Origin of the sequence: Rhodococcus sp. LB1 (assembly GCF_001583455.1) — a bacterium.
Lineage (GTDB): Bacteria > Actinomycetota > Actinomycetes > Mycobacteriales > Mycobacteriaceae > Rhodococcus_F > Rhodococcus_F opacus.
In genome coordinates, this window is record NZ_LTCZ01000394.1 from 1 (window position 1) to 11,599 (window position 11,599).

10 protein-coding genes are annotated in these 11,599 nt (G+C 67.6%); all 10 read right to left on the reverse strand.

What is annotated here, in order from left to right:
- Positions 1-110 precede the first annotated feature (110 nt).
- Positions 111-350, reverse strand: coding sequence for a hypothetical protein (locus AZG88_RS55845; protein ID WP_061700603.1), 240 nt, complete (start codon positions 348-350; stop codon positions 111-113).
- A gap of 290 nt (positions 351-640) precedes the next feature.
- Positions 641-2,026 (reverse strand): flavin monoamine oxidase family protein, encoded by a 1,386-nt coding sequence (locus tag AZG88_RS37720; RefSeq protein WP_061700604.1) that lies wholly within the window; start codon positions 2,024-2,026, stop codon positions 641-643.
- A gap of 47 nt (positions 2,027-2,073) precedes the next feature.
- Positions 2,074-2,769 (reverse strand): hypothetical protein, encoded by a 696-nt coding sequence (locus AZG88_RS37725; protein ID WP_061700605.1) that lies wholly within the window; start codon positions 2,767-2,769, stop codon positions 2,074-2,076.
- A gap of 33 nt (positions 2,770-2,802) precedes the next feature.
- Positions 2,803-4,101: an NAD(P)/FAD-dependent oxidoreductase gene (locus AZG88_RS37730; RefSeq protein ID WP_061700606.1), complete on the reverse strand. Its 1,299-nt coding sequence runs from the start codon at positions 4,099-4,101 to the stop codon at positions 2,803-2,805.
- A gap of 5 nt (positions 4,102-4,106) precedes the next feature.
- Positions 4,107-4,481: a hotdog fold domain-containing protein gene (locus AZG88_RS37735; RefSeq protein ID WP_061700607.1), complete on the reverse strand. Its 375-nt coding sequence runs from the start codon at positions 4,479-4,481 to the stop codon at positions 4,107-4,109.
- Positions 4,478-6,142, reverse strand: a complete 1,665-nt coding sequence (locus AZG88_RS37740) for a flavin-containing monooxygenase (RefSeq protein WP_061700608.1) — start codon at positions 6,140-6,142, stop codon at positions 4,478-4,480. The genes AZG88_RS37735 and AZG88_RS37740 overlap by 4 nt, the downstream gene beginning before the upstream one ends.
- A gap of 111 nt (positions 6,143-6,253) precedes the next feature.
- Positions 6,254-7,711: an aldehyde dehydrogenase family protein gene (locus AZG88_RS37745; protein ID WP_061700609.1), complete on the reverse strand. Its 1,458-nt coding sequence runs from the start codon at positions 7,709-7,711 to the stop codon at positions 6,254-6,256.
- A gap of 44 nt (positions 7,712-7,755) precedes the next feature.
- Positions 7,756-8,850 (reverse strand): Zn-dependent alcohol dehydrogenase, encoded by a 1,095-nt coding sequence (locus AZG88_RS37750; RefSeq protein WP_061700612.1) that lies wholly within the window; start codon positions 8,848-8,850, stop codon positions 7,756-7,758.
- A gap of 14 nt (positions 8,851-8,864) precedes the next feature.
- Positions 8,865-9,644, reverse strand: a complete 780-nt coding sequence (locus AZG88_RS37755; RefSeq protein WP_061700610.1) for an enoyl-CoA hydratase/isomerase family protein — start codon at positions 9,642-9,644, stop codon at positions 8,865-8,867.
- Positions 9,645-9,654: 10 nt separating this feature from the next.
- Positions 9,655-11,277: a class I adenylate-forming enzyme family protein gene (locus AZG88_RS37760; RefSeq protein ID WP_231914340.1), complete on the reverse strand. Its 1,623-nt coding sequence runs from the start codon at positions 11,275-11,277 to the stop codon at positions 9,655-9,657.
- Positions 11,278-11,599: the final 322 nt, after the last annotated feature.

The window sequence follows — 11,599 nt, forward strand, 5'->3', positions numbered from 1 at the left end:
CTCGAAGTGTTGCAGCAGCAATGGGTGTTGGTATCGCGGACTTGTTGCCAGGCTGATTCAGCCGCGGAGCTGATCGGGCAGTGTGCGGGTGATGATCTGCCGGGCCTCGGTCAGGATCGAGCCCGGCAGCTGCCGATGTCGTGGGTCAGGCCCTGGGCCTGACCCGCCCACCAGATGCCGCCTTCGACGTCACCATTGCCGTACACCTGTTCGCGGCCGCGGGCGCCGCTGGCCAAATGGGCGATGTGGTCGAAGGTGGCACCCGGTTCGCATGAGCGGGTGGCGATTTCTTCGGAGACCGGGTTGCGGGCAACGCGGGCGGAGTTGCGGAACTCACGGAAGACGATCACGGTGTCGTGTTCGGTGTTGTCGACGATCTTTGTTTGACGTTGTGGTGGATGGGCGCCTCGGTGGTCGCTATGAAGCGGGTGCCGTGTTCACCGCGGACGCGCCGAGGGCAAGAGCGGCGACAAGGCCCCGACGGCAGTCATGCCGCCTCACACTATGAGGTGCTCGATCCCGAAGGTCTCGGTGAAGGTGTTGGTGAACATGTGCTTCCTCGTTCTGGGTGACCCGCTCCCAGCAGGTGGTCCGACTACTCGGCTACCGCGCCACCCTGGGCAATCTGTGAAGCGACTGATCACACTCTGATTGCCGAGTCCTCGTCTTTCGCGGCCTGGCTCAGGCTCGCCAGTACGGCCTTCGCCGCTCGCTCGCCCGACGTCGCTGCGTCGGCGAGCGACGGCAGATCGAGCTGGTAGTCACCGGCGAAGTGGATGGTTCCGAGCGGATCACGCAACGGCGGAAGCGAGTTCCTCCGCCCGGGCGCCCAGAAGGGCACGACCCGACGGTGCCGCCGCACGATGCCCTCGCCCAGTTTGCCCTCCAGCTCGGGGAACACTGCGAGCAAGTCCTTCGCGAATCGCGACATGATTTCCTCGTCGGGCAGGTCGAACAACGCGTCGGCGTGAGCGCCGCCGGCGAAACAGGCCAGCGCTCCACCCGGCTTACGATCGTCGCCGTTCCGCATCGCCGCGGCGTGGTTGAACATCGCCTGGAATGACAGTTGCGGCGTCGAGACGCCGAAGTAGTCGTCCCAGCGCTGCGGCCCGACTTCGTCGGTGAAGAATCCGACGATCACGTACCGGCCGTAGGTGATGTCGTTGAAAGCATTCCGGTGCTGCTGCGGGAGGTCCGGGATGATCCGCTCGGCGATATCGGCGGGCACGGTCACGATCGCGCGCTTTGCCCGCAGCCGCACCGGTCGGTCACCGTCGTGATAGTCGACGACCACGCCGTCACCGTCCTGCCGCACCGAGCGCACCACCGAGTTCAGCCGGATCCGGCCACCGAGCTCTCCCGTCAGCACGTCGGTCAACGTCTGATTGCCACCCACCGGCAGCGAGAAGTTCGGGATCTTCTCCGGGTCGGCCAGCGCGAGGCCCACCGACGTGACGAACTGGGTGGCGGCCGTCTCCTCCACCTCGCATCCCATCCACTGCGCCGACCACGACCGCACGACGGCGGCGGCCAACTCCGCCCGGACACCCTTCAGCAGGTATGACGCCAGCTTGGTGTCGAGCTTGGCGCGAACCCGTTGCGCGATACGGCTCTGCGACTCCAGGAACGGCATGACCGAGAGGATGCGTGCACCGACGATGGCCATGCCGATACGGTCCATCATGGTCATCCGCGTGCGGAACATGAGCGCGACGGGGTTCGAGGTGTCGACCACCTCGCCGTTCAAGTACAGCGCGACGCTCTTGCCTGCGAGCGAGCCCATCTCGATGCCGTGCCGGTCGAGGGCATCGATCAGCGTGCCGGTGCCCTCGGTGAACTGGGTGCCGACGTTGATCCAGTAGTCGCCCCGACGGACGGTCTCGACTCGTCCGCCCGTGCGATCGGTGGATTCGAGCACCACCACGTCGGTCTCCGGCGCCAGCGTGGTGGCCGCCATCAGCCCCGACATTCCGGCGCCGACAACGACTACCTCGGTGGTCTCTTCATGCACGTCGTGCGTTGTCATTTTTCGGTTCCTGACTCTCGATCGATCACACGGAAAGGTCCGGCCGCTCAGGCCGTAGCGGGAGCGCTGCCGCTGACCGCCTGAGCATCGACGCGCTTGTTGTATGCGTCGAACGCTCGGTAGGCGCGGTAGTACGTGAACATCTGCAGGCCCCACGTGGACAGCGCGAAGATGTAGAAGATCGTGTGCTCCGCGTCGTCGCCCGGGATGTGGACGAAGTCGTAGGTCGCGGCGATGACGAAGCCGCAGGCGGTGGCGACGGCGGCCGAGATGGCGTGCCCGCGCTCGTCGATGCCCCAGAGGCGCTTGACGAAGTAGATCAGGAAGATCGTGGTGAGCACGTTGACCACGATGTAGAAGATCTTGCCGGGCAGACCGATCTCCACGGCGAATTGGCTGAGGAGGAAGCCCACCACGCCCGCGAGGGCGAACGCGCCGATGTCCACCGCCGCGGACGGCTTGTACCGGTGGGTGACCTTCATCAGCCCCAGGACCAGGATCAGCGTGATGCCGACGGACCGGGAGAAGGCGTCCAGGAAGTAGGCGAAGGCGTACATCGGGCTGTCGTGACCAGCCTTGACGAGGCCGTAGATCAGGAAGTTCGAACCCGATGTCGCGACGATGATCCACTCGATGCCGAGCAGGTAGTTCTTGTAGTTCCGGATGAATTTGATGCCGTAGGTGAATCCGACGGCGATCATCGAGATGTCCGCGACCGCGAAGAGCAGTTCTTTGATGGACATGATTTCTCCTTGGAGGGTGGCTTGCGCCGATGGTTAGTTCGTGAGGGCTGCCAGGCGGTCGGAGGCGCGGTCGGCGAGCCAGGCCGCGTGCAGCGCGGGTCCGCTGACGAAGCTGGGCCAGAAGCGCTTGCGGCCGTGCCAGATCGCGGCCAGGTCGTCGTGCAGCGGCGCGCCGCCGACCCGGTCCGCGAGGAGATGGCCCACGTACTGTGCCTGGGCGAACCCGTGGCCGTTGCAGGCGAGCGAGTAGAGCACGTTGTCGGAGGCCTCGCCGGCGACGGGGAGCCACGTGGAGCTCATGCCGATCCAGCCGCCCCAGGCCTGTTGCAGCTTGACGTCGCGCAGGCCCGGGAAGCGGTCGTGGAATCCGCGGACGAGGTCGTCGGTGACGTTCCGTGCGGGGGTGCGGTTCGGCAGTGGGTTCCGCCCGGTCTGTACGCGGCGGGTGCCGAACACGATGGTGCCCCGCGGGGTCACGCGGTAGCTCTCGATGATCATGTGCAGCGTGACCATCGGGGCGCGGCTGGTCCAGCCGATGGCGTCGAGTCGCTCGGGTGCGACGGGTTCGGTCTCGACCAGGGAGGTCCACACCGGGCTGGCGAGGTGCTTCGGTGCGATGGACAAGCCGTTGCTGCTGGCGTTGGTGGTCAGCAGCGCCTTGCGAGCCCGAACCCTTCCGTCCGGTGTGTCGACGGTGACACCGTCGCCGGTGTCCGTGACGTCGCAGGCGGGGGTGCGCTCGTAGACACGCACGCCGGAGGCGATCGTCGCGGCCCGCAGGCCGAGGGCGAACTCACCCGGGTTGAGCGTGCCACCGACCCCCTCGCGCACTCCGCCGAGGAAGCCTTCCGGAAGGCCTGCTGCGCGGCCCTCGACGAATTCGGCCGCCGATCCGGCCTCGGCCATGACCTTCGCATTGCGGCGCGCGTGCCGCAGCTGGCCCTTGGACACGGCGGCCATCACGATGCCCTCCTGCTGGTATCCGCAGTCGATCCCGTAGTGGGTGATGGCGTCCTCGGCGAAGTGCACCGCGTTCTCGGCGTACCGGTAGAGGTCGCGCAGCCGCTCGCGCCTCAGCAGAAAACCCAACAGCTCCGGATCGGCGGCGACCGAGTTCGTGATGTATCCGGCGTTGCGGGAACTGGCGCCCCAGCCGAGGGTCTGCGCCTCGAGGAGCACCACGTCGACGCCCTTCCCGGCGAGGCGGATGGCGGCCGACATGCCGCCCCCGCCGCCGCCGATCACGACGACGTCGCAGTCGATGTCACCGGTCAGGGGTTCTTCGACGGTGGCGGGCGGTGCGGCCCAACCGGTGTCGTGAATCAGCTCCATAACTACTACTCCGTCTCGTCTGCGGGGATGACTGCAGTGCCGCGAGCGCGCACCGCGACCAGTGGCGATTCGAGGACCTGTGCGCGGCCGGTGTCGTCCGAGCCGCGGCAGATCACTCGGAGCTCGAAATCGACCGTGCGGCTGCGGTTGCCCTTTTTCACCAGCCGGGCCTCGGCCTCGACGACGTCACCGCCGCGGACCGGGGCGAGGAACTCGACCGACGAGTAGCCGGCGAACAGCCCCTCGTGGCCGTCGATCTCGATCGACAGGTTCGTACCGGCGTCGCCGAACAACTTGAGGGCGTAGGCCCCGTCGACCAGGTTCCCGGCGTAGTGGGCGTCGGAGAAGGCGACATAGCGTCGGTGCACCGTCCTGCTCATGAGATCTCCTGATGGATCGGCCCGAGGTTGCGGGACTGTGTCTCGCCGTCGATCTCGACGCCGGGGTAACCGCGCTTGGCGATCTCGGTGCACATACGGCGGTACTTGCCCACGCCGCCCACATAGCCCATGAAGGTGTTGGGTTTGCCCTCGATGTTGGAGCCGCGGTACCAGGAGTCGGTGGTGGCGTACAGCGTCTGGGCGACGGTCCCCTCGGTGATGTCCACCCAGTCGTTCTGGGCCTCGGGGGTGGCCTCGATCAGCGTGGCGCCGGAGTCGCGGGCGTGTTCGATGAGATCGGCGATCCAGTCGACGGCTTGCTCGATGGTCACCACCACGTTGCTCGCCAGCGCGGGGCTCAGGGGGCCGGCCACCATGAAGAAGTTGGGGAAGTCCGTGGTCATGAATCCGAGGTAGGTACGGATGCCGTCGTGCCAGGTCTCCTGCAGCTTTTTGCCGGCCGCGCCGGTGAGGCCCAGCCCGTACAGCGGGCCGGTGAAGGCGTCGAACCCGATGGCGAGCACCACGGCGTCCGCCTCGTAGGTGCCCTTCGAGGTGACGATCGCGTTCGCGGTCAGAGTCTCGATCGGCTCGTCACGCAGCGACACCAACGACACGTTCGGCCGGTTGTAGGTCTCGTAGTAGTCGGTACCGAAGACGCTGCGCTTGGCGCCGAGAGGGTGGTACCTGGGTACGAGTAGCTCGGCGGTGGCCGGATCCTCGACGATCTCACGGATCTTGTCGTGGATGAATTCCGACGCGGTCCGGTTCGCCTCGGCGTCGGTGAGGAGGTCGGCGAACTCGGCGCCGACGCCCTGGAAGCCGCTGCGCTCGTAGGCCGCCTCGTAGCGACGCCGACGCTCCTCGTCCGAGACGTCGAAGGCGTTGTCGGTGACGGGGCGGTCGGGGATGCCGCCGGGCGAGTGCCGGCACTCCTCACGGATCGCCGGGTAGTCGTCCTTGACGGCGGCGACCTGCTCCGGGGGGAGTTCGGCGTTGCGCGCGGGCATCACATAGTTCGGGGTGCGCTGGAACACCGTGACGTGCTCGGCGACCTCCGCGATCAGCGGGATGGCTTGCACGCCTGACGATCCGGTACCGATCACGGCGACACGCTTGCCCGCCAGCTCGTCGAGCGCGATGTTCCACCGGCTGGTGGACACCTGGAGTCCGGTGAAGTTCTCGAGGCCCGGCACGTCGAAGTCCTTGGGGGTGGACAGGCCGCCGGCGCCCGAGATCAGGTAGCGGCCGCGGCGCGTCTCGCCGTTGTCCAGCTGCACCTCCCACAGCCGGTCGGCCGCGTTCCACGTCGCGCCGACCACTCGGGTATCGAACGTGAAGTGCTTGCGCAGGTCGAGGCGGTCGGCGACGTGGTTGATGTAGCTGAGGATCTCGGCCTGCGGCGCGAATCGCTGGCTCCACGTCCACTCCTGCTGGAGCGCCTCGTCGAACGAATACGAGTAGTAGATGCTCTCGACGTCGCAGCGCGCGCCCGGATAGGTGTTCCAGAACCAGGTGCCGCCGACGCCGGGTCCGGCCTCGAAGCCCGCGAAGGTCCACCCGGCGGTGGTGAGCCGGTGCGAGAGGTAGAGGCCGGAGAAGCCGGCGCCGACGCCGATGACATCGACGATCCCGGTATCCGAGGTGGAAGGGAAGTTCATGGAGTTTGCCGCTTTCGTTAAATTAGTCATTTGACTAGATCAATTGACTTAGTTCAGTAGACCAGTGGTCCCGGTCACAGTCAAGGGGTGACGCGAAAGTAGCTCCGGTCGCTACATCGGAAGGTCGGGTGAATCGACGCCGACCACGCGGTCGCCGCAGAACACGCGGACGGACTCGCCGGGGGCGTGACCGCCGATTCCGGCAGTGCCCCAAAAGCTCTGTGCCGAACCGTCTGCGAGATCGGCGACCTTGGCACCGTTCACGCGCACCTCGCCCGACAGCACACGGGATCCGACCTCGACGGCGCGATCCAGGTCGCCGCCGAACACGTAGGCGTCCAGACCCGACGGATTGGCGTTGGCAACGCGCAGCGCGTCCTCGTCGGACTCCACGGCGTGCAGACTGACGAGCGGCCCGAACAGCTCGGCCGTCGCCACCGACGCGTCGACTCCCGAAGCGACGGTGGGCGAAAGGAAGAACCCGTCGAGCGCGGGCAGCTGCGCAGGTTGATGGATCGTCGCGCCGTGGGCCCGCAGCCCGTCGATGCGGCTCTGCAGGGTGGCGAAATGCGGGGCGTTCGAGATCGGGCCGAGCTGGGAGTTCTCGTCGAGCGAGTGCCCGATCTCGATGCGGGAGATGCGATCGAGCAGCGCGTCCAGGAGCGGCTCGACGAGACTCTTGTGCGCCAACACCTTTCCCGGTCCCTCACACCACTGACCGTTGAGCTTGGTCATCCCGTCCAGGATCCCGTCGGCGGCCACGTCGATGTCGGCGTCGTCCAGCACGAGGGCCGGATTGTTGCCGCCGAGCTCGAGCTGGAGCACCGTGAAGTCCTCCGCGGCGGCACGGGCGATCGCACGACCCGCGTTCGGGCCGCCGGTGAACGAGACGATCTTCACGCGGGGGTCGCCGGTGATCGCCGCGCCCACGTCTCCCCTGCCGTGGACGAGCTGCAGCGCACCGTCGGGCAGCCCGGCCTTGACGAAGCACTCGACGATGATCTGGGCGCTGCTCGGCGCGTGCTCCGACGGTTTGAGGATGACGGGGCAGCCGGCGGCGAGGGCGCTCACCATCTTCGCGGCGGGAATGAAACTGGGGCCGTTCCACGGGGTGAGGATGGCTGCGGGGCCCCACGGGACCTTGTACAGCCGCACGTCGCGGCCGCCGGCCGCCAGCGCGGTGCGCCGCGGGGTGGCCCGCAGATCCACAGCGGACGAGCGGATCCGGTGCGGGAGGAACTGCGCGACCAGCCGGGCCTTCGCGATCGGGACGCCGCTGGTGAGGGCGTCGGTCCGGGCGATGTCCTCGATCCGGGTCTCGACGATGTCGGCTGCACGCTCGATGACCGCGGCGCGTTCCTCGCTCGCCGCGTCATCCCAGCGTTCGAAGCCGTAGGACCGCTCGGCATGGCGCAGCGCGCGCTCCACGTCGTCCGGTCCGGTGGTGACGGCGCGGTGGATGGGTTGCCCCGTGTTGGGGTCGAGATTCCACGCGTCCGGAAGTGCCCGGCACTCGGACCACCCGTCCGCGATGTAGTTGATCGGCTGAGGCAGTTGCGTATTCGACATCTGCGGACTCCTTCTGTGCGCAATTGTGGATGGGGTCGGGGTGATCACGCGGTGAGGTCGGCGACGATGCGGGTTACCTCGCCCGACTTCATCGCCTCGAAGCCCTTGTTGATCTCGTGGAACGGGATCACGTCGCTGACCATCTCGTCGAGCAACAGGTGTCCCTGCAGGTAGAGGCGCGCGAACTGGGTGATGTCCTCGTGCGCTTGGCCCGAGCCCATGTAGGAACCGATGAGGCGCTTCTCACCGAAGAAGAAATCCGACGCCGGAACAGAGAGGTCGGTGCCGTCGGGCGCGATGCCCACCAGGCATGCCGTGCCCGTGCCGCGGAGGACCGCCAGCGCGGTAGCCGCGGTCCGGGCGGAACCGACGGCCTCGAACGAGTAATCCACGCCGTCGCCGAGCACCTTCCGGATCTCGGCCGGGACATCGGCCGCGCCGTTCACGACGTGCGTGGCACCGTAGGTCCGCGCCGCCGCGAGCCGGGCATCGTCGAGATCCACGGCGACGATCGCCGAGGCGCCGGCGAGCCGCGCGCCCTGGATGATGGCCGATCCGACACCGCCGCAGCCGATCACGGCCACGGTGGCGCCGGGGCGTACCTGCGCGCCGCGGAACACGGCGCCGACGCCGGTGACGATGCAGCACGACAGCAGGCACCCGACGTGCAGTCCCACCTCGTCGGGAACCTTGACCAGCGAGTTCTCCCGCATCACGGTGTGGCGGGAGAACGCGCCGATGTCGCCGAGCCGTTCGACGACCTGGCCTCCCGGCAGCTGGAAAGCGGGGCGGGGGCGCTGTCGGATCTGCGAGACACGCTGGCATTGCGTCGAGTGCCCGACCTGGCAGTTGCGGCACAACCCGCACGAGGGTGTGAGGGCGCCGACGACGCGGTCGCCCGGGCGCAACGAGGTCACCGCGGAGCCGACCGACTCGACGATGCCCGCCACCTCGTGCCCGACAACCACGGGTAGGTCGGCGCCCACGGTGCCGGTCATGTAATGCAGGTCGCTGTGGCACAGGCCCACGTTCGAGACTGCGACGCGGACCTCGTTCGGATCAGGGTCGTCGACCTGGATCTCGGTGAATTCGAGCGGTACGTTCAGCGCGGTGAGAAGCGCTGCCTCGGTGGTGATCATCATCGTCTCCGATCTCAATTGCTCTGCGCGGGCGCCGTCGGCGCCGCGTTCTTCGATGCCCAGAAGCCCTCGATGCCTTCGGTGAAGGCGCCGGACTCCCACGACTGGCGGGCGGCGTCGTCTTCGCGGGTGAAGGCGGCCTCGATGTCTTCGGGGCGCGGCCGCAGCAGACCCAGGTGCAGCGCGGTGGTCCGGGGATCGGAGTTCCATTGCCTGATCACCTCGACCGCGCGGTGCACCAGTGCCTCCGGGGCCACGATCTCGTCGAGCAGCCCGATCCGCAGGGCCTCGCCTGCGCCAATGCGGTTCGAGCCCAGAATTATTCGCATCGCGTGGTTGCGTACCAGGCGGCCCATGAGGAAGCTCGAAGCGTTCGAGATGATGATTCCGCGGTGGTTCTCCGGCTGGTAGTACTCGGCGGCGGGAGTGCCGATCCGGGAGTCGCAACACAACGTGATCTCCGAGGCGCCGCCGACCGCGATCCCGTTCACGGCCGCGATCACGGGGACCTTCGTCTCGAGAATCGCGCGGGTGATGTCGTGGAAGGTCGCGAAGGCCTCGCAGATCTCGTCGTAGGTGGTCGGCACCGCCTGCAGGTCCTCACCGGCGGAGAACGCCCGCCCGGTGCCTGTGAGCACGATCCCGCGGACGAGATCACCCGTTCCGAGCCGGCGGATGGTCTGCGCGAGCCGCACCCTCGTGGCCACGTCCACGACGTTCAGCTTCGCCGGGCGGTTCAGCGTGAGCACCGCGACGTCGTCGTCGATGTGCACGTCCAGATAATTGTCGGTCATGTCCGGCTCCTCAGTTGCCGTTGCCGGCGGTGCGCGGCGGCTGCAGGTCGTAGGTGATGCCGGGATGCTCGGCGGAGCGCGCCTGCAGGGCCGGCTTCGACACGCGCTCGGACGGGGTACGCGGGAAATCGGGGACGAACTCGACGTATCGCGGAATCTTGAAGCGCGCCAGCTGAGTTCGTGCGCCGTCGATGATTCGCTCTGCGGTCGCGCAGCTCTCCTCGACGCCGGGGGCCAGCTGCACGAAGGCCTTGACCTCCTCGCCGAACAGCTCGTCCGGGACGCCGACCACCGCTGTCGCGACGACGGTGTCGTCGCGCTCGAGGACGCGTTCGACCTCGGCGCTCGCGATGTTCTCCCCGCCGCGGCGGACCATGTCCTTGATCCGGCCCACCAGGCGGTAGCCGTCCGGCTCGTGGACCGCGACATCGCCGGTGTGCAGCCAGCCGTCGCGGAGAACCTCCGCGGTGTCCTCCGGTCGGTTCCAGTAGCCGAGCATCATCGGTCTGCCCGACGTGATCAGCTCGCCGGATTCTCCCGCGGCAACTTCCCGGCCCCCCGGATCGACCACCCGGACCCGCTTCGTGGGTACCGGCTGCCCCAGCCGTCCGCTGCCGACGTCGACCGTGCTCTCGGGGAGGCTGACCAGGTCGGCCCCACTTTCGGTCATCCCGAAGATCTCCCGCCACGGCGCGCCCCAACGCCGTTCGAGCTGCGCGTGCAGCGCGACGGGGATGGCCGAGCACAGCACGAGGCGCAGGTCGTTGTCCCGGTCCTCCGGGCTCGGCGGCTGCTTGAACAGCAGCGTGGGCATCGAGCCGAGCACGTAGCAGAACGTGGCCCGGTGCCGACGGACGTCCGCCATGAAACCCGAGGCAGAGAACCGGGGTAGCACCACCAGAGGCGCGCCGATCGTGAGGCACAGAGAGGTGTTCCACTGCGGGTCCATGTACGAGAACGGCTGCGAGGTGAGTACCACGTCGTCTCGCCCGAGGCCCGCCGCACCCGCGCAGACCCACCCCAGCCGGACCCAATAGTCGTGGGTCAACATGCACGCCTTCGGGAATCCGGTGGTCCCCGAGGTGTATTGGAGGTTCGCGAGCGTCTCGCCGGAGATGACGACCCCGGGCCTGTCCGCCGGGTACTGCGCGAGCTCGCCTCGCGACGCGGCTTCGACGATACGGACACCCCCCAGATCGCCGTTCGCGGCGCGCACCTCGTCGACGAGCGGGCTGTGACCGGCGTCGGTGAACATCACCCGGGCGCCGGAGTCTCGAAGCACGAATTCGAGGTCTGCGCGCTGGTATGACGAGTTCACCGGCACCGCGACGCCGCCGGCCTTGAGGATCGCGAGCCAGGCGATCGGCCACTGCACCACGTTGGGCAGCATGATCGCGACCCGGTCGCCGGCGCGGATCCCGTCCTCGGAGACCAGACGCTGCGCCAGGCGCGACGTCCAGTCGTCGATCTCGCCGAAGGTCCACGACCCTTCCGCGAACCGGAGAAACTCGCGGTCGGGAAAGCGGGCGGCCTGGATCGCCAGCAGGCCGACGACGGTGTCGATCGGCGGGTCCACAGCCATGCGATCGAGTGCGATCGCGCGTTCCCGGGGAACTGATTCGACTCCGGTCATGGTCATCCTCTATGTCGGGTGCAGTGCGGCGTTGACGCGGGTGCAGCTCGCGATCTCTCGTCGTGCCGGCGCATCCGCGGTGAGCTCGAGGCCCGTGACCTTCCGATCGCCGATGGCGCCGGACTGTGGTCGCGGTCATAGCCTAGAAGAACATAGTCATATGATCAAGACCAATGACCACGATTACGCAAATCCGCAAGGAGAGAGGTTCTGTTGTCGCCGATACAGCAGTCCACTTCCGTTCCGATTGGTAGCGTGGGAAATGACTTGATCATTCGTCCAAATCTGACGTTCCAGCAGAGGGCATGGCTCGCATTCCCGC